The sequence below is a fragment of the Calidifontibacter terrae genome, from assembly GCF_054778835.1.
The window spans coordinates 528,913-547,166 of sequence record NZ_BAAGZF010000001.1 but is presented as its reverse complement, the minus strand read 5'-3'; the positions used below and the strand labels follow the sequence as shown (position 1 = coordinate 547,166).

At 66.4% G+C, this 18,254-nt stretch carries 19 protein-coding genes, 1 tRNA gene and 1 pseudogene; 10 read left to right on the top strand and 11 right to left on the bottom strand.

Annotation, left to right across the window (positions count from 1 at the left end):
• The first annotated feature begins 107 nt into the window (after positions 1-107).
• From ACYU98_RS02670 to ACYU98_RS02660, 3 genes are all read left to right on the top strand, one after another.
• Positions 108-554, top strand: coding sequence for an AAA-type ATPase lid domain-containing protein (locus tag ACYU98_RS02670; protein ID WP_460466626.1), 447 nt, complete (start codon positions 108-110; stop codon positions 552-554).
• Positions 555-693: 139 nt separating this feature from the next.
• Positions 694-1,908 carry an Nramp family divalent metal transporter gene (locus tag ACYU98_RS02665; protein WP_460466625.1) on the top strand — a complete coding sequence of 405 codons (1,215 nt, stop codon included), beginning with the start codon at positions 694-696 and terminating at the stop codon, positions 1,906-1,908.
• A gap of 104 nt (positions 1,909-2,012) precedes the next feature.
• Positions 2,013-2,696, top strand: a complete 684-nt coding sequence (locus ACYU98_RS02660) for a metal-dependent transcriptional regulator (protein ID WP_460466624.1) — start codon at positions 2,013-2,015, stop codon at positions 2,694-2,696.
• Between the two features lie 36 nt (positions 2,697-2,732).
• Here ACYU98_RS02660 and ACYU98_RS02655 read toward each other — a convergent pair whose 3' ends face one another.
• Positions 2,733-4,031: an LCP family protein gene (locus tag ACYU98_RS02655; protein ID WP_460466623.1), complete on the bottom strand. Its 1,299-nt coding sequence runs from the start codon at positions 4,029-4,031 to the stop codon at positions 2,733-2,735.
• A gap of 131 nt (positions 4,032-4,162) precedes the next feature.
• Between ACYU98_RS02655 and ACYU98_RS02650 the strand changes: the two genes are divergently transcribed.
• The 3 genes from ACYU98_RS02650 (at position 4,163) to ACYU98_RS02640 (ending at position 6,776) form a co-directional block, all read left to right on the top strand.
• On the top strand, positions 4,163-4,726 hold the full coding sequence (locus tag ACYU98_RS02650; protein WP_460466622.1) for an antibiotic biosynthesis monooxygenase: 564 nt from the start codon (positions 4,163-4,165) through the stop codon (positions 4,724-4,726).
• 137 nt (positions 4,727-4,863) lie between these two features.
• Entirely contained in the window at positions 4,864-6,039 is a 1,176-nt protein-coding gene (locus ACYU98_RS02645; RefSeq protein ID WP_460466621.1) for a hypothetical protein, read from the top strand.
• Positions 6,040-6,050: 11 nt separating this feature from the next.
• Complete coding sequence (locus ACYU98_RS02640) at positions 6,051-6,776, top strand: M50 family metallopeptidase (protein ID WP_460466620.1); 726 nt, start codon at positions 6,051-6,053, stop codon at positions 6,774-6,776.
• A 73-nt stretch (positions 6,777-6,849) separates the two neighbouring features.
• Here the strand turns inward: ACYU98_RS02640 and ACYU98_RS02635 are convergent.
• The 7 genes from ACYU98_RS02635 to ACYU98_RS02605 all read right to left on the bottom strand — a co-directional run bounded on the left by ACYU98_RS02635 (position 6,850) and on the right by ACYU98_RS02605 (position 11,830).
• Positions 6,850-6,922 (bottom strand) — tRNA-Asn (locus ACYU98_RS02635).
• Between the two features lie 65 nt (positions 6,923-6,987).
• Positions 6,988-7,503 (bottom strand): hypothetical protein, encoded by a 516-nt coding sequence (locus ACYU98_RS02630; RefSeq protein WP_460466619.1) that lies wholly within the window; start codon positions 7,501-7,503, stop codon positions 6,988-6,990.
• A gap of 8 nt (positions 7,504-7,511) precedes the next feature.
• The gene (dnaG, locus tag ACYU98_RS02625) at positions 7,512-9,383 is read right to left on the bottom strand and encodes a DNA primase (RefSeq protein WP_460466618.1); all 1,872 of its coding nucleotides are present in this window, start codon (positions 9,381-9,383) and stop codon (positions 7,512-7,514) included.
• A 38-nt stretch (positions 9,384-9,421) separates the two neighbouring features.
• Positions 9,422-10,651, bottom strand: coding sequence for a deoxyguanosinetriphosphate triphosphohydrolase (locus tag ACYU98_RS02620; protein ID WP_460466617.1), 1,230 nt, complete (start codon positions 10,649-10,651; stop codon positions 9,422-9,424).
• On the bottom strand, positions 10,648-11,145 hold the full coding sequence (locus tag ACYU98_RS02615; RefSeq protein WP_460466616.1) for a hypothetical protein: 498 nt from the start codon (positions 11,143-11,145) through the stop codon (positions 10,648-10,650). The genes ACYU98_RS02620 and ACYU98_RS02615 overlap by 4 nt, the downstream gene beginning before the upstream one ends.
• A complete protein-coding gene (locus ACYU98_RS02610; protein ID WP_460466615.1) occupies positions 11,142-11,564 on the bottom strand; it encodes a DUF3806 domain-containing protein in 423 nt (140 codons plus the stop codon). The genes ACYU98_RS02615 and ACYU98_RS02610 overlap by 4 nt, the downstream gene beginning before the upstream one ends.
• On the bottom strand, positions 11,561-11,830 hold the full coding sequence (locus tag ACYU98_RS02605) for a DUF2277 domain-containing protein (RefSeq protein WP_460466614.1): 270 nt from the start codon (positions 11,828-11,830) through the stop codon (positions 11,561-11,563). The genes ACYU98_RS02610 and ACYU98_RS02605 overlap by 4 nt, the downstream gene beginning before the upstream one ends.
• A gap of 60 nt (positions 11,831-11,890) precedes the next feature.
• On the opposite strand from ACYU98_RS02605, the gene ACYU98_RS02600 reads away from it, so the two are divergent.
• Positions 11,891-12,730: a sulfurtransferase gene (locus ACYU98_RS02600; protein ID WP_460466613.1), complete on the top strand. Its 840-nt coding sequence runs from the start codon at positions 11,891-11,893 to the stop codon at positions 12,728-12,730.
• Here ACYU98_RS02600 and dusB read toward each other — a convergent pair whose 3' ends face one another.
• The 3 genes from dusB to ACYU98_RS02585 all read right to left on the bottom strand — a co-directional run bounded on the left by dusB (position 12,731) and on the right by ACYU98_RS02585 (position 16,044).
• Positions 12,731-13,933, bottom strand: coding sequence for a tRNA dihydrouridine synthase DusB (gene dusB, locus ACYU98_RS02595; protein ID WP_460466612.1), 1,203 nt, complete (start codon positions 13,931-13,933; stop codon positions 12,731-12,733).
• A gap of 316 nt (positions 13,934-14,249) precedes the next feature.
• Complete coding sequence (locus ACYU98_RS02590; RefSeq protein WP_460466611.1) at positions 14,250-14,858, bottom strand: response regulator; 609 nt, start codon at positions 14,856-14,858, stop codon at positions 14,250-14,252.
• Between the two features lies 1 nt (position 14,859).
• A complete protein-coding gene (locus ACYU98_RS02585; protein WP_460466610.1) occupies positions 14,860-16,044 on the bottom strand; it encodes a sensor histidine kinase in 1,185 nt (394 codons plus the stop codon).
• A gap of 81 nt (positions 16,045-16,125) precedes the next feature.
• Here ACYU98_RS02585 and ACYU98_RS02580 point away from each other — a divergent pair.
• The 3 genes and pseudogenes from ACYU98_RS02580 to ACYU98_RS02570 all read left to right on the top strand — a co-directional run.
• Positions 16,126-16,458 (top strand): annotated as a pseudogene (locus ACYU98_RS02580) (DUF6703 family protein); the annotation flags it as partial.
• Positions 16,459-16,491: 33 nt separating this feature from the next.
• Positions 16,492-17,412: a metal ABC transporter substrate-binding protein gene (locus tag ACYU98_RS02575; RefSeq protein WP_460466609.1), complete on the top strand. Its 921-nt coding sequence runs from the start codon at positions 16,492-16,494 to the stop codon at positions 17,410-17,412.
• On the top strand, positions 17,409-18,245 hold the full coding sequence (locus ACYU98_RS02570; RefSeq protein ID WP_460466608.1) for a metal ABC transporter ATP-binding protein: 837 nt from the start codon (positions 17,409-17,411) through the stop codon (positions 18,243-18,245). Before ACYU98_RS02575 ends, ACYU98_RS02570 begins: the two co-directional genes overlap by 4 nt.
• Positions 18,246-18,254: the final 9 nt, after the last annotated feature.

The following is an 18,254-nucleotide window of genomic DNA, read 5'->3' as shown; positions in this document are numbered from 1 at the left end:
CCGCCAGCCGAGTACGAAGCAGCGTTCTATGCTGCCCAAGAAGCTGACCCCGCCGGGGTTGGAATCCAATAGATCGAGCCTCCATCAAACCCAGGGTGGTTCACACCGTGATTGAGAGCGAGCTGCTGCCGCATTTTCCGCACACGGTGGAGGCACTGGCGCTGCGACATCACATGGAGGACCTGCCTAGGCTGACTCAACACCTGCTGGCTCGAGTGAGTCGCGACAACCGACTGGTTGTCTCCGAATCGGCGATGAATCAGCTCGGCCGAATGCCTTGGCAGGGCAACGTTGAACAGTTGCGACGCATCCTCAATCGCACTGCCCAACACCGGCGTACGGGTGTTATCGCCATCGACGACCTGCCACCGGAGTGCCGTGCGGTGAGCCGGCGCCGATTCACTGCGCTGGAATCGCTGGAGCGCGACGCCATCGTCGAAGCGCTGAACACTCACGGCGACAACAAGGCCCTCGCCGCGGCAGCTCTGGGCATGTCGCGGGCCACGATTTATCGCAAGATCAAGGGTTACGGCATCCATCCCGCTCAAAACTGACCTGTTCTCAGATTGAGACGTGCGCGTCGAACCCGCTGTCTACCGTCGGGCTACGACATAGAGGGATCTAACGGCGGCAAAAAGACTCGTCAAAGGCAGCCGCGGTCACCCCTTCCCGACGGCTCTAGGGATGACGACGATGCTGCAGAAGGTCCGTCAACCCACCGGTGTGCGCACCCTGATCCCAGCTTGCCTGGCGGCTGTCGCATATATCGACCCCGGCAACTTCGGCGTCAACATTGCGGCCGGCGCCCAGTTCGGCTACTCGTTGGTGTGGGTGGTGATCGCCGCCAGCGCCACCGCCTCGGTGGTGCAATATCTCGCCGCCAAGCTCGGGCTCGCGACCGGTCGTAGCCTCGCGGAAAACTGCCGTGAGCGCTACGCAAGGCCGATGCGGCTGCTGTTGTGGCTGATGACCGAGCTGGTGGTCGTGATGACCGACCTGGCCGAGCTCGTCGGTGGAGCCTTTGCGCTCAATCTGCTCTTCGGGCTGCCACTGGTCGTGGGGGCACTGCTCGTGGGCGCTTTCAGCTTTCTGGTGCTGGCGGTCCGGGTGCATGGACACGACGGTTTCGAGGGGGTCATCCTGGCGCTCCTCGGCACCGTCGTCGCCGCGGTCCTGTGGCAAATGCTGATCGCCGGGGTCGACGTGCATCGGCTGTTCACCTCGATCGCGCCACGCCCGATGGAACCATCCGCCGCTCTGCTTGCGGTCGGCATCGTCGGCGCAACGGTGATGCCCCACGCGCTCCACTTCCACTCGGCAGTCAGCCGGCCGGACGCGACCGACGCGCGACTACCGTCCGTCCCTTCCCTCGCGCCGCGCTCGATGACCGGCCTACGGCGCAGCGTGATCGTGGCCATGTCCATGGCCGGCATCGCGAATGTGGCGATCGTCATTGCCGCGGCCACCCTGCCGGCCGCCGCCGCGGAAAGCCTACCCGCGGCGTACCAGGGGTTTGAGGACGTCGCCGGCCCGATGGCCGCCACTCTCTTGGGCGTAGCGCTGCTGGCCTCGGGGCTCTCATCGACCGTGGTCGGGGTCTACACCGGGCAGGTCGTCATGCAGGGTTTCTTGCAACGTTCAGTGTCGATCTGGTTGCGCCGCGCCGTGTCGCTGGTGCCGCCCTTGTTGCTGCTGGGATTCGGGCTGGATGCGACGCGTGCGCTGGTGTTCAGCCAGGTGGTGCTCTCCTTCGCGCTGCCGACGTCGTTGGTGCCCCTGGTACTACTCACCCGACAACGTTCGGTGATGGGAACACAGGTCAATCGCCGTGTGACGACCGTCTTCGCGACCGTTGCGACGACCTCAATCATCGGACTCGATGCCTACCTGCTCGTGGGCCTGATCTGATGGCCACGACCGAGAAAGACTGCCCTGACTGTGGTTTGGCAATCACGCGTGCCGCGGAAGACGCACTACGGGCGCTGCGGGAAGGTGCCCCCGGCGGCGGTCCGATGAGCACCACGGCCCTGGCTGCGGTATTGGAGGTCACCGGGCCGACGGTGTCGGCGATGATGAAGCGCTTTCTGACCCATGAACTCGTTCGCCGCTCGGGACGCCAGTTGGTCCTCACCGACCACGGCCGAGGCCACGCGGAGGCGATCATTCGGCGCTCCCGGCTGATCGAGACATTCCTGGTGCAGGTCGTCGGGGTGCCTTGGGACGAGGCACCGGTGGAGGCCGACCTGCTCGAACACGCGGTGTCAGACCGACTGCTGGAACGGTTCGACGTCCTGCTTGGGCGGCCACTCGCCGACCCGCACGGCGATCCGATTCCTCGCCCCGGGGAGGACCACGTCGAGACCTGGGGCACCTGTTTGGCAGCGATGGGCAATGGTGATGTCTTCGTCATCGACCGCCTTCGCCACGACGACCCAGGCGCCCTGGCCTACCTCGCCGATCGCGGCTTGGTGCCCGGCGCGGTGTGTTCGATCAGCGGGTGGGCACCGTACGGCGGGCCGGTCAGGCTGGCAGTCAATGGCCACCGCCATGACGTTGGCCCCGGGTTACTCGCTCTTGTTTACGGCCACCGATTGAGCGTGCCGCAGGACCGAAGCTCGAACTGCCCGCCGGTGGAGGGGTCGCAGGCGTCGCTGAAAGCGGCGCGCTCGACACGCAGGACGACGCGGAACTCCTGAGAAACGGGACCGCCGACGCTGCTGCCCTGACGATGCTCACGGAGCCGAGTTAGGCACCTTCGGGCTCGCCGCGTACGCCTGTGTCGGCGTCATCGGCACACCGTTGATTTCGACCGAGCGATAGGTGCTCACCTCGGCGCACCCGGTTGCCTTGTCGGCGGTCGTCGCCGTCGGCTCGGTGGAGGTTGAGGCCGACGCGGTCGCCGATGTCGATGTCGATGAAGAGGACGCACCGGGCGTGCTCGAGGTCGACGAGGACGGGGTGGCGGAACCGAACGCACGGTCGGCCGCCAGGTCGTCCCAGAACTTCTGCGCCGACGGTGCCTCGATCACGGTCGCGGCGTCGGCAGGATTCGTCAGCGTCGGCATCGTCACGAACTGCACACCGCTGTTCGGAACCTTGGAGACCTCGTAGCCCAGCTGCGCGAGCTTTGCCACAGAGCCGAGGCCCTTGTCGACGATCAGTGCTTTGGTGCCGGCGTCCGCGATGCCGTAGACCTTGACCGGGTTGACCAACGTCGAAGTCGAGGTCATCGACCGCATCAGCGCGGCGAGGAACAGATGCTGCGCTCCCGCCCGCCCCAGGTCGGAACCGTCGCCGAACCCGTGCCGGGTCCGCAGGAACTGCAACGCCGAGTCGCCCTTGAGGGTGTGAGTTCCCTTCGAAAGTTTCAGGTGGGAGAACGGGTCGTAGACGTCGTTGTTCACACACACGTCGACCCCGCCGACCGCGTTGCTCAGCGTCACAGCACCGGAGAAGTCGACGACCGCGAAGTGATCGATCGGCAGGCCGGTGACCTGGTGCATCGTCGCCACCATGCAGTCCGGCCCGTATTGCATGCTCGAGTTGATCCGACCGCGATGTGCCGCGACTGACTGCCCGGTCGCGGGATCTGTGCACTGGGGAATGTCGACGATCGTGTCGCGCGGAACACTCACTTCCTGGATCCGCTTGCGATCCGCGGAGACGTGCACGAGCCACTCCACATCGGCGTTGCCGTAGGCAAAGCTGTCCAGACTCTTCGAACTGCTGGACGAGGTCGCACCGGCTGTCGAGGTCGAACAGCCACCGCCGATTTTGCAGTCAGCGGCATTCGTCCGGCTGTCGGAACCAAGCACCAAGATGTTCATCGGCTTGCCGGAGTCCAGCGCGGTGTTGGTAGAACCGCCCCGGGTCAGCGCCTCGGTGCGCAGGTTGCTGTTCAGGTGGTAATAGGCGAACCCACCGCCCAGCAGCAGCACCACCAGGATCGCGATGAACACCGTCAGCCGGCGCCGGCGGCGAGGAGACCAACGCGGCTTCGCGACGGTCTCGTCAGTTTGGGGGAATGACATCTGGCCACCGTATGCAACGGTGCTGAGAGGAGGTTGAGGTGCGTTTGTGAAGCGCCCCACGTGAGCGACGTCACGTCCGTGGCCCCGCTGGGCGGTCGTACGCACTCCTTCTGGTCCGCGACCATGGAGGTATGACCACCACGTCTGCGCCCGAGGCAGTGACCGTCGCCATCACCCGACGCGTTCAGCCCGGCCATGAACCCCAGATGCATGCCTGGATCAACGCGGGCACCGCCCTCGCCGAACGTTCCCCTGGGTTCCTCGGAACCGGATGGATCCGTCCGCGGGACGGCTCCGATGAGTGGCACATGCTCTACCGGTTCACCGACGCCAATTCGATGGCGGCGTGGGAGGAATCGAAGCAGCGCAAGTGGTGGCTGGAAAGCGCGGAGGGTCTGGTGGAGCATGACCGCGCGCACCGTCGCGTCGGCATCGAGGGCTGGTTCGACCAACCCGTCAGCGAGACCATCGAGGCCCCGACCGCGGTCGTTCCGCCGCGCTGGAAGCAGGCGACGATGATCTGGCTCGCGTTCTTCCCGATTTCGCTCGTCTCGAGCTACCTGCTTGTCCCCGTGACCGGTCATTCCCCGATTCCGCTGCGGGTGTTGGTCTCGACCCTGATCCTCACTCCACTGATGACATATTTCTTCCTCCCCGCGATGGGGCGGTTGCTGCACGGCTGGCTGCACCGCTGACCGCCAGGACGCCGATCTCGCCGACTCCGTGCGATTCAGGCAGAGCCCGCATTCACTGGTCGGTGACGAGGGACCCCGATCGGGCCTAACCTCGACCTGACAGCCGCAGACGCCTGCGGCACGGCGAGGGGACGAGCATGTCGACGCGCGCGAGGGTCTGGTTCGGCGCAGCTGCCGCCGGGCTGCTGCTGACCAGCTGCGGAACGCAGCAGTACCAACCGACGGGCGCGGCCGCCAGCCCGACGTTGCACATCACGATTCGAGCCGCGGCCACGACACCTTCAGCCCCGGGCAGCACGGCCGACTCCCCCACACCGTCCGCGCCGTGGGGGTCAGGCACTCCCACGTTGAGCGTTCCCGCGTCGGTCACCACAAACCGCCCGTTCACGGTCTCCGGGCACTGTCCGGTCGGCGGGTTCTGGACGCCGACGGCGAGTGTCACCGCGCAGAAGCCCGGCATGGCCGGATCGGTGACCGACGCGGACCTTCCGGCCACCGGTGACGTGTCCCGTTCGCTGAGCCTGTCCAGCCTCGACTTCCAAGCCAACGGCCGCGCCGAGGTCACCCTCGCCTGCACTCGATACCGCGACAAGAACAAGGTCAGAATCGACCGGCTCAAGGTGACAAAGTCGGTCGCCGTCACGACGACCTACCGCGCGGCGACGCTGACGGTGCCGACTCGCACCGTCGCCCTTGACGGAAAGTTGTCGATCAACGGACGCTGCCCTTACCCGGGTTCGACCGCCAACGCCTACATCACCGACTCCGCGGGCCCCGCTCTGCAACAACGCATCCCGGTGGCCACCGACGGGCGGTTCGCGGCAGAAGTCGATCTCTCGAAGCCGATCAACGCCCCTCGCCCAGCTGACAAGCCCGCCCTCCAACCTGGCGCCGGTTCGGTGTCGGTCGGCTGTCTCGCCGGGGCTGAGACCTCTGTCGGCTCGGCTTTGCCGATCACCATCACCGGGACTGCACCGGCGCCGCCACCGGCACTGACTGCGGGCGTACGGGTCTCACCAACGCTCGCGCATCGCGGCGGCTCTGTCGTCATCGCCGCCACCTGTCCGAGGGACACCTGGCAGGTGACGATCACGCTCGCCGACGGCGCTGGGGTCTTCAACAGCACAGGTGGTCCGCCCAACGGCACCATCTTCAACGCGACACTCCCGATCTCTGTCGGGCCTAACCAACAAGCCACCCACCCGGCGACGATTAGCGGCAGCACAGTCACCGTGAACCTCAGCTGCAACCGGCTCCCGAACGGTGGCGGCGACATCCTGCTCGGGGCGACCGCAACTGTGCAGTTGCACTGAAACGCGGGATCGTGGGACCGCTCTCTGCGCTGACCGACTGGGTTCTTGATCGCCTCAGCCTGGGATCTGAGGTTTCACCCTGGATGGTCGCGTTGGCGTTCGGGCTGATCGCCCTGACTGCTGCGTACGATCCGATCTGGCATACGGCGCGCAACGTCGTGACCATCGTTCACGAGATGGGTCACGTCCTTGTCGCGCGGCTCTGTGGCCGAAGCATCAGCGGAATCCGACTGCACAGCGACACTTCGGGGCTGGCCGTCACCCGGGGCAAATCCACCGGCCTGGGAATGTTGCTGACGGCGGTGGCCGGCTATCCGGCTCCTGGCGTCGTCGGCGCCCTGTTGGTGTGGGCCGCGACCACTGCGCACGCCGGCGCGGCGTTGATCGGCGTCGCGCTGATGCTGGTGGCCGCCTTGCTGCTGGTCAGAAACCTTTGGGGTCTGCTCGTGATCGCAGTTTCGCTGCTCGGCACCCTCGCGGTGCTGAACGCGGGCCGGCCCAAAGTGATCACCGCACTGGTGCTGACCGTCGGCGTCTTCTTGGCCATCGGATCCGTGCGAGCGACTTGGGATCTGATTCGCGCTCATCGTCGTGGGGACGGAACACCGTCTGACGCTCATGATGCCGCCCGAAGCTCGGTTCTACCAGCCGTGGGCTGGCTCGGCTTCTTCCTCGCTGTCACCGTGACCTGCGGCCTGCTCAGCGTGGGTTTGATCGTGTCGACACAGTTCCGGTGATTGCTCGGTTCCCCGGCTGCCGCGACGCAAAAAACCCCGGAGTCTCGGGCAGACTCCGGGGTTTTTCTGGTTGCTCCCCCGGTTGGACTCGAACCAACAACCTGCCGGTTAACAGCCGGCTGCTCTGCCAATTGAGCTACAGGGGAATACTCCCGCGTGGGTGCGTCGAAAACTCTATCAGCCCTCCTGCCGATTCCTGAAACCGGCAGAATCAGAGGCCGACCTGGTCGCGTAATTGCGCCGAGACCCGCGAAATCGCCTGTGCAACCTGCGGATCGGAAGGGTCCGTACGCCGCCCGAGAACCCGCTGTTCGTGCAGCCGACCACTGCGCAGGTCTTTGCGGATGACCACCCGCCCAGTGGAGCCTGGGCCGGTCAACGGCAGCGGTGCCGACAGCACCACGGACGCTTGAACCCGCTCGTGGAACACCTCGGGCAACCGGGTGTCGGTGTCCTTGAAGCTGAACTGCGCCGCGCGGCTTCGGTCGGTCCAGGTAATGCTCAGCGTCCAGGTGTCGGGGTTCCACTGCCCGGAGTCGACGTCCATCCACGGGCGCTGCCAAACGACCTGGTCGTTGTGCAGGAGTGCGACATCGGCCGACGTCGCCACCACGGTGGCGCCGGTGTTGTCATCGACGGCGTAGGCCAGGACCTTCTCCCCGCGCGCGGGCTTCAACACGCGTACGACCGACTCCGGAACCTTCGGTTCTCGTCCGAGCCACTTCATGACGCCTCCTAGACGTTCGCAAGTCGGGCGAGTTGGTTCTGCAGTTCCAGCAGTCGCGCCGACAGTTGACGGGTCAGTTCCGGATCGCCCGACTGCTGCCGCAGCTGCGCCATGACCTGCGCAGACTGCCGACGCAACGACGCATCGCGTACGCGGCGAATCAACGAAGCGGGGAAACGGCTCTCCGGCAGTCCGGTGGAGCGCTCGATCAGCGTCGGCAGATCCTCCACCGACAACTGCGAGACGTAGTCGCGCAACTGCTCGGGGGCGTGTTCCCGCGCGGCGATCCCCCAGGCTCGCAGCGACAACGCCGACGGATCGCCGACCTTCATCACCGCTTCGAAAATCTCCTGATGGGCTGGGGCGACGAAGTCCTGTGCGGCCAACTTCATCAGCTCCGGACCGGGAACAACCGAGGGGAACTGCAACATGCAGGACAGCAGTTGCGACTCGGCCATCACCAACGGGTCACGTCGATTGGGCACCACCGACTGGCGCGTCTCCTGCTCGGGTTCGACTGTGCGGGAACGCTGTTCGGGGATCACCAGCTTGGACGCGCTGCGCACCTCACGTTCCAGTTGCTCCAGCGGAACACCCAACCAGCCGGACACCTCGCGGGTATAGAGCGACCGCAACGACTGGTCACGAATCCCCTTCAGGATCGGCGCGACAGCGTGCATCCCGTGGGCCCGACCCTCGAGGCTGGACAGATCGAAGCGGGCAAGGGTGGTGCGGGCCGCGAACTCGAACATCGGAGTCGCCGATTCGATCAGCGCCTGAACACCGCGCTCCCCCTCGACCTGACGCAACTCACACGGATCCATCCCGTCGCGAGCGACCGCCACGTAGGACTGCGCCGCCCACTGCTGGTCCATGTCGAAAGCCTTCATCGCGGCCTTCTGCCCGGCGGCATCACCGTCGAAGGTGAAGATCACGCTGCCCGGCGCCTGCCCCTGCTCATCGCGGATCAGCCGGCGCAACGACTTGATGTGGTCGGCCCCAAAAGCTGTGCCACAGGTGGCGACCGCATGCGGGACCCCGGAAAGGTGGGCAGCCATCACGTCGGTGTAGCCCTCAACCACCACGACCTTGCGGTCGGCCGCAATGGCCTTCTTGGCGAGGTCGAGACCGTAGAGCACGTTCGTCTTCTTGTAGATCGCGGTCTCGGAGGTGTTGAGATATTTCGCCTCGATGCGGTCCTCGTCGAAAATCCGCCGGGCGCCGAAGCCGATGGTGTCGCCAGTGATGTCGCGGATGGGCCAAACAACGCGGCCGCGGAAACGGTCATAGATGCCGCGCCGTCCCTCGCCAACGAGGCCGGCAGCAACCATCTCCTCGCGGCTGAAACCCTTGCGCTGCAACACATCTGCGAGGTCTTGGCCACCACGTGGGGCGTAGCCGACTCCGAACGGCTCACACGCTGCGCTGTTGAAGTCGCGCCCACGCAGGTAGTCGCGCGCTGTGCGGGCGTCGGGGTGGCGCAGCAATGCCTCCTGATAGAACTCCGCCGCAACGCGGTGGGCCTCAAGCAGCCTCGTACGCCGTCCGATCGACTCCGGGCGAGGACCCGAACCCTCTTCGTAGTGCAGTTCGATGCCTGCCTTGGCCGCGAGCCGCTCCACGGCCTCGGAGAAGGTGAGGTGGTCCAGTTCCATCACGAACGAGATGACGTCGCCGGATTGGCCGCAGCCGAAGCAGTGATAGGCGCCGACGGAGGGCCGGACGGTGAAACTCGGCGTCTTCTCGTCGTGGAAGGGGCAGAGCCCCTTGAGCGACCCGGGGCCGGCCGAGCGCAGCGTCACGTGTTCGCGGACGACATCCTCCAGGGAGGCACGCTCCTTGACGGTCGTGATGTCGTCACTGCGGATCAGACCAGCCACGACACCACCTCCTCACGCACTTCCCGAGTGTATGTCGCTCATTCGTGGGCAGCGGCCAGCGCCCTCGCGCGCAGATCGGTCATCGACGCAATCTGGTCGACAATCACCCGCAGCTGTACGGCATCGTCGCCGGCCGCTGCATATTCCTGCGCGAAGATCGGATCGAGTTCGTCGGGATGCTCGACGAGATACCCAGCAAGGGCCGTCAGTTCGGCCCGCTGGCGAGCCATCAACACGTGCCGCTCGTCGGTGAGCATGACGTAGCGCGCCGCGAGTGCCTTCAGCAGCACGCACTCGGCCAGCACCTCTTCGGGAATCACGACATCCGCCGCGAACCGGGTCAGATCACCGTCGCCGTAGCGCTCCCGCGTCGCCCGCTCGGCCGATTTCACGAACCAGCCGATCAACCGGCTGGTCATGTCCTTGAGCGCCGCGACGTCTTGGCGCGCGTTCGGACTGCGTTGCGGCACAGCCCCGCTGACCCACAGAGCGCGGGCGGCCTCTTCAAGTTGGCCGACCTCAAGGTGCGGGGCGTAGAGATCCCTCGCCAGGCCGACCAGATCGGCCACGCCGTCGGTTGAGTCGAGCACCCGCAGATCGATCAAACCCGAGGTCACGCCGTCCTCGACGTCGTGGACCGAGTAAGCCACGTCGTCTGCCCAGTCCATGACCTGCGCTTCAACGCAGCGGCGACCTTCGGGAGCACCATCGCGCACCCAGTCAAATATCTGGGCGTCGTCGGAGTAGCAACCGAACTTAACTGTCGGATAAGGCGATTGACCCGACTGCCACGGATACTTGGACACCGCATCCAGGCTGGCTCGCGTGGGGTTCAACCCGACGGAGCGGCCCTGCTCATCCGAGCGTTTCGCCTCGATGCGGGTCAGCAGCCGGAAGGTCTGCGCGTTTCCCTCGAAGCCGCCGATGGCCGCCGCGACCTCGTTGAGCGCTTCCTCGCCGTTGTGGCCGTACGGCGGGTGTCCGAGGTCGTGCGCGAGGCAGGCGGTATCGACCACATCGGCGTTACAACCGAGCGCTAGCCCGAACTCGCGGCCGATCTGCGCGACTTCGAGCGAATGGGTCAACCGATTTCGTACGAAGTCGTCTGTGTCGGGTTGCAACACCTGGGTTTTCGCCGCCAAACGGCGCAGCGACGCGGAGTGCAGAACCCGTGCCCGATCACGGGCGAAGTCGTCCCGGTCAGCGTTCTTCTGCGCGGGATCCTCGCCGACGAAGCGCGCGCGGTCCCGCGGCTCGTACGGCGTCATCCGCGGCCCGTTCGAGCGAACATCCGCAGCGCAGGGCGCAGAGTGTTCTCGGTGTAGCTGCCGATGTCGAGCCCGGCTTGGCGCTCGAACCAGTTGCGCGACCAGTAATCACCGGTGGTCAGCTTCGACCACACCAGCGCCCCCGCATAGAGCGGCAGGAACGGCAGACCGCCGACCCGGGCGTACTGGAAGGAATGCCACTCTTCGTGCCGAATCAGACTCGGGCGGTCGGCCAACAACTGCGGCCAATCGCCCGCCGTGATCGCGACGCTGCCCACCGTGAAGGCGCCGCCGGCGGGAAAACCGAAGCGGTAGTGGTCCGCCAGCAGCATGCCCCGCTCACCACGGGTGATGCGGCAATGACCGATGCGGGCGATCGCGCGGCCGAGCAGGGTCGATCCGTTGAGCCGGTTGAGCAGATTCTTGCGTCGAATCGATCGCGGATCGACCTCACGCAGGAACCGGTCGCCGATCGCCGGGAGCGATTCAGTCATCCGCCGGTTGGCCGGTCGGCGAACTGGGTGACCGCGGCATCGACGAAGTCCCGGAGCCAGAGCCGCTGCTGCTGTTCCCACGACGCAGCGATCGGATCGATCGGGAAGAGGATCGACTGCGCATCCGGGGAGGCGAGCGCCAGATCGCGCCCTTGATCGTCGGTGACAATCCGCCAGTCGGCCGGCGAGTTGCGCCGCAGATGCTCGCCCAGCGCCATCGCGATCGCCGTCAAGGTCGGCGTCGGGTCGCCGCGTTGGTCCTCTGGGGTGCCGAGCACCCGGTCGAAGTACTGCTCGTACGCGGCCTGGATCGTCTCGGCGTCGTCAACGTCGACACCCAGCGCGGCGGCATCGCCGAGCCAGCCGCGCAGTTGAATGCGCGCTGCCGTGTCGACCGGTTCGACGCGGGGATCACTCATGAGGCGTAGCGGGCGCGGGTTCGAGCGCGCGCCTTCTCGGCCTCGACCTCACGGTTCTTCGGCGGCGCCGTCGTGACGAGCGCGTCGATCAGAACCCTGCTGGCGGCGGCGACGGCGGCGACGGCCTCATCGAAGACGGCCTGGTTGGCAGCAGACGGCTTCGTCGCGCCGGCGACCTTGCGGACGTATTGCAGCGCAGCCGCGTGCACCTCGTCATCGGAGGCCGGCGGCTCGAAATTATTGAGCGGACGGATGTTTCGGCACATGTCCCCAGGTTAGACGCGTTCGGGTGTTCAGCACCCGCCGAGCGGTCGTACGCTCGGAGCATGACGACGACCCGGCCGCTGATCAGTGTGGACCGCCTGGCCGAACTGCTCGACGGCGACAACCCGCCAGCGGTGTTGGACGTGCGGTGGCAGCTGAACGCGCCCTCGCAACGACCGGCGTACGACGAAGGACACCTGCCGGGGGCAGCCTGGGTCGAGTTCGAGGTGGCGCTGAGCGCCGCCCCCGGCGACGGTGGACGTCACCCCATGCCCAACGCCGCGACTTTCCAGCAGGCGATGCGCGCGGCAGGGGTCAATGAGGACCACGGCGTAGTTGTCTACGACGCCGCCAACTCCCTTGCTGCGAGCCGCTGTTGGTGGTTGTTGCGCTACTTCGGTCATGACCGGGTCGCGGTTCTGGACGGCGGTCTCGATGCGTGGGTTCGGTCTGGCCGCAAGCTGAGCAGCGCGCCGGTCAGCCCGGCTGCCGGTGATTTCGTCGCGACCCCCGACTGCCGACCGCTGCTCGACGCCGACGCGGCGGCCGACCTCGCCTACCGCTCGGTGCTGCTGGACGCCCGCCCTGCCGAACGATTCGCCGGACGCAACGAGACGATCGACCCCGTCGCCGGCCACATCCCGGGGGCCCACTCGATGCCCGCGTTGGCGAACGTCGACGAGCTGGGCCACTTCCTGCCGGCCGACGACCTGGCAATGCGGTTCACCGCGGCGGGGGTGCAAGCCGAGGAGGAAGTCGGCGTCTACTGCGGCTCCGGGGTGCAGGCCTCACACCTAGCACTCGCGTTGGAACACAGCGGAATTCACTCGATGCCGGGGGTCTACATCGGGTCGTGGTCCCACTGGATCACCGACCCGGAACGCCCCGTCGAGACGGACTGATCAGCCGCCGGAGACGTTCAGTTCGGCTTCGGCGATCGACTGCTGCTGAGCCGCGCTGAGTTCCTGGCTGTCCAGCCACCCGTCCGGCAGGATGACCCGACGTTCGGATCCGGCCCGACCACGCTGGCCCTCGGCGGCATCGCCCGGCCACGGTTGGTCCAGGTCCATCGTGGCGATCAGGTCGTCGAGTGCCGCGAAGCTGTCGACCAGCGCCAGGCCGGAACGGATCTGGCCACCGGCCCGGAAACCCTTGAGATACCAGGCGATGTGCTTGCGGATGTCGCGGCATGCCTTGAACTCGTCCTGGTAGAACTCCGCCAGATACTCGGTGTGCCTGCGCAGTGTCGTGGCCACCTCCGCGAAGGTCGGCTGCACCCGCACCTCACTGCCGGCGAACGCTGCCGCCAGGTCGGTGAACAACCACGGGCGGCCAAGGCAACCGCGCCCGACGACGACTCCGTCGCAGCCGGTCTCGTTGACCATCCGTACGGCGTCCTCTGCCGACCAGATGTCGCCGTTGCCGAGGACGGGGATCGCGGTGACCGTCTGCTTCAACTGGGCGATCGCCGTCCAGTCGGCGGTACCGGAGTAGGCCTGCGCCGCCGTACGGGCGTGCAGCGCGACCGCGGCGGCACCTTCGCCCTCGGCGATGCGGCCGGCCTCGAGGTAAGTGAGGTGGTCGTCGTCGATGCCCTTGCGCATCTTGACGGTGACCGGGAGGCCGCCCTTGCTCGCTTCGCGTACGGCGCCCGAGACGATGCCGCGGAACAACTCGGTCTTCCACGGCAGCGCCGAGCCGCCGCCCTTGCGGGTCACCTTCGGAACTGGGCAACCGAAGTTCATGTCGATGTGATCGGCGAGATTCTCCTCGACGATCATCCGCACCGCCAGCGCCGTCGTCGCCGGATCCACGCTGTAGAGCTGGATAGAGCGCGGGGACTCATCGTCGTCGAACTCGATGAGCCGCATGGTGATCGGGGTCCGCTCCACCAAGGCACGCGAGGTGATCATCTCGCTGACGTAGAGGCTGGTCGCGCCGCTGGCGCCGCCGGCGGTCGAGCCCGCATCGCCGTACTGACGGCACAGCCGGCGGAAGGCACGGTTGGTGATGCCGGCCATCGGCGCGAGCACGACCGGGGTGTCCACGGTGTGCGGGCCGATCTGCAGCGGCTGCAGGACGGGGGCGGGTGCGGTGATCGTCATGACACCTCCATCGTCTCAGGCCAATGCAAATCGAGCGGTTTCGCTTTTGGGAGGAGAACTTCGCGGGGTGACTGTGTCGGGGTCCTCGCGAAGTATCGGAACGACGAAGGAGTGGAGAACTTCGTGGGGTGACTGTGCCGGGGTCCTCGCGAAGTATCGGAACGACGAAGGAGTGGAGAACTTCGTGGGGTGACTGTGCCGGGGTCCTCGCGAAGTATCGGAGCGACGAAGGAGTGGAGAACTTCGTGGGGTGACTGTGCCGGGGTCCTCGCGAAGTATCGGAGCGACGAAGGAGTGGAGAACTTCGTGGGGTGGCTCAGAGCCAGCCGTTGGACTCGGCGATCTGCACGGCCTCGGCGCGGTTGCGCGCGCTGGTCTTTCCGATCGCGCTCGACAGGTGGTTGCGGACCGTTCCCTCGGACAGGAAGACCGCGCGGGCAATGTCGCTGACCGTGCCGCCCTGACGCGCTTTGCGCAGCACCTCGGTTTCCCGGGCGGTCAGGGGTGACTCCCCTGCAACCAGCGAATCGGCGGCCAGCGCTGGGTCAACGACCCGCAGCCCTTGGTGGACCCGGCGGATCGCGTCGGCCAGTTGGGACGCCGGGGTGTCTTTGACCACGAATCCGCCCGCCCCGGCTTGCAGTCCGCGGCGCAGATATCCGGGGCGACCGAAGGTCGTGACAATCAGAACGCGTACGGCAGGTAGCGCCGATGTCAGTTCGGCCGTCGCCGCGATGCCGTCCAGGCCGGGCATTTCCACGTCCATCAGCACCACGTCGGGCGCGGCTTGCCGGGCGGCAGCCAGCACCTCGTCGCCCCGGCCGACCTCAGCGACGACGTCCAAATCGCCTTCCATCGACAGCAGCGCGGCCAACGCCCCGCGGACAAGCGCTTGGTCGTCGGCGAGCATCACCCGGATCGACATGTCATCCCTCCCGATCGGCCGGGACCGCTTCGAGGCGGAATCCCGGTCCTGTTGTCACCACGATGCGGTAGCCCACGGAGCGGGCCCGTTCGCGTAGTCCGCGCAGGCCGTTGCCCGGGCTGTCGGTACTGGTGGTGGTGCCGTCGTCGGCTATCACCACATAATCAGGCGCCAATTCGATCCGGCATTCTACGGCGTTGCTATGGCGGATCACGTTGGTGATTCCCTCGCGGACGACCCACGCAAACAGCTCACGAGCATCGCCCGCGACTTCGTCGGTGGCCGTCGGGACGTACGCGTGAATTCCCTTGGCCGACAACGCTTCTCTGGCGCGGGCAAGCTCACCAGGCAGCGAGATTTCCCGGAAACCCTCGACCGCTCGTCGGACGTCGGTGAGCGCCTCCCGGGAGAGCCGCTCCAGGTCTGCGACCTCCGTACGGGCTCGGTCTTGTTGGCCGGTGTCCAACAGCTTTCCGGCCAGTTCGGCCTTGACCGTGATGACCGTCAACGAGTGACCCAGGATGTCGTGGACGTCGCGGGCGAGCCGGTTACGTTCGGCTTCGACGGCCAGCTGGGCGTTCTGGGTCTCGCTGACGTCGAGCGCCCGTTGCCGCTGCGCGGAGGTGCGGCCCGCGATGACCGCGATGACTCCGAACCCCAGGCCGATCAGTGAGCCCCAGTCCGCGCGCCACCCGTCGACATGACTCCACAGCCCCACGTAAGTGGCGGCGGTCGCGGCTGCCACCGGAACGGCGACGAGCATCGGGAAACTCCACACCGCAGCGATCGCGGTGAAGACCATGGTGGCGGCGCCGTCCTGCCCGATGGTCACCATGCACAACCCGGCCAGGGCGACCATCAGCGCGTAGCGCGCAACGGAGAACCAGCCTGAGCGGTGGCGACGAGGGACGCACGGTGTTTGTTCGGGCGAGAAGACCCACCCTCGTTGGGTGAACTGCCAGACGTAGGCCGCGACGAAGGCGACGAGCGCAAATATCCCCGACCACGCCTCGGCCCGAATTGCGGTGACGAGCGGCTGCACCAGCCACAGCAGCCAGATGCAACTCCAGAAGTAGCCCATGGCTCGTCCCCAGTTGAAGGCGCGACCACGGTCGTCCTGGCGACCGAATCGAGCAATCCGCGACCGCACCATGCCGGGCAGTGTCTCAGAGGCAGGATGGTTCACCCCTGCAGCATCTCCGGTCCTCGGGGTCCGAACCGAGGTGCGGCGTCATGACGTGGCCATGACAGATGTCATCGGCCCCGCCCGTACCCTGGGGCGGTGTCTCGTCCCGAAGTCTCCGTCTCCCCCATCCGCGCCAAGATCGAACACGCGAGTTTCCCGGTATTGCAGGCCTTGTCGAGGGTGCCGCAGCTGGTTCTTGCCGGTATTGCGCTCGTGCTGGTCATCCTGGGCGGTGTGTTCGGCGGGGTTCTCGGCGCCCTGCTGATCCTGATCGTCGCGGTATTCGTCGGCTGGACGACCTACCTCACCTGGCCGGGTCTCGACCGTTCGGTGCGGTTGATGCGGGGCGCGACGTTCTTCCTCCTGATCGCTCTCGCGATGGTTGACGGCCTTTCTCACGCGCTGCTCTTTTGACAATCATTCTCAACTTGGTTGAGAATGATTGTCATGTTTACGAAGGCCGCTGTCGCCACCCTGATCGCCGCAGGTGTCACCACCTCGCTGTCTGCCTGCGGATCCGGTGATGCCGCGGCGAGCGACGGGAAGGTCAAGGTCGTCGCTTCCTTCTACCCGATCGAATACGCCGTGCAACAGATTGGCGGCAGCCACGTTGACGCCTCGAGCCTCACCCCTGCCGGGGCAGAACCGCACGACCTCGAACTCACCCCTCGCGAGGTCGGGTCACTGACCAAGGCCGACCTGCTCGTTTACACCAAGGGTTTCCAGTCGGCAGTCGACCAGGCATCCGCGAACGCGCCGAAGACGCTCGACCTTGCCGGCGCCGCACACCTCGACCTCAACCTGGGTTCGATCACCACCATCGGTGGCGCCGACACCGAGGGCAGCGGAACCGACCCACACTTCTGGCTCGATCCGACCCGGATGAAGTCCGTCGGCGACGCCGTCGCCGCTCAACTGATCAAGATCGACCCGGCCCACAAAGCCGACTACACAGCCAACCGCGCCACGTTCGACACCTCGATGACGACCCTGGACCACCAGTTCGCGACCGGCCTCAAGACCTGCACGAACCGTACGATCGTCACCGGCCACTCCGCGTTCGGCTACCTCGCTAGCCGCTACAACCTGCGGCAGGTCGGGGTCACCGGGGTGACACCAGACCAGGAACCGACGCCGGCCCGACTGCGTGACGTGGCCGCGTTCGTACAGAAGAATCAGACGACGACGATCTATACCGAGACGTTGGTGTCGCCGGTGATCGCCCAGACCGTCGCCAAGAACACCGGCGCTCATACGGCGGTCCTCGACCCGATCGAGGGAGTCACCAAGGCATCGGCTGGCACCAACTACCTGGAGATCATGCATTCCAACCTGGCGACACTGCGAAGCGGACAGGGCTGCTCATGACGAACGATCCGGCACTTGCACCAGCCACTGCGCCGGTCATCTCCGTTCGCTCCGCGGCCTTCGGCTACGGCGGTCGGCGGGTTGTCGACGGAATCAGTTTCGACGTTCGCCCCGGTGAGGTCGTCGCCGTCCTCGGGCCCAACGGCGCCGGCAAGTCCACCGTCATGAAAGGGCTGCTCGGCCTCAACGACCACCTGGGCGGTAGCTTCGAACTGTTCGGCCAGTCGGCGGCGACGTTCGGCGACCGGACTCGCTTGGGTTACGTGCCGCAGCGACACACGCTGTCGACGTCGGTGAAAGCGACCGTACGAGAGGTGGTTGAGGTCGGTCGTCTGCCGCACCGCCGGTGGTGGCAGCGCGAGTCCGCGTTGGATCGCGAACTGGTCGACACCGCGCTCGCCCGGGTCGGCCTGACCGACCGCGCGGATGCCGACGTCACCGAACTCTCCGGCGGACAACAGCGCCGTGCTCTGATCGCGCGTGCGCTGGCCGGGCGGCCGGACGTGCTGATCATGGACGAGCCCACTGCCGGGGTTGACCTGGTCAGCCAGGAAGTCCTCGCCGCTGTGCTGGCCCGCTTGGCCCACGCCGGAACCACGCTGCTGATCGTCACGCACGAGATGGAAGCGCTGCGCGGCATCGTTACCCGGATCATCGAGATCAGCCACAACACGATCGGATTCGACGGATCCCCCGCGCAATGGGCCGAACACCAGAGTCGGCGCATCCACGCCGCCTCGGCATGCGCCCACCCGATCGAAGACGAACAACCGGCGCGAGCCGCCATCGGCACCGGGCCGTTCGACACCATCTCCCGCGATTCGGAGGCCTGAGATGATGGA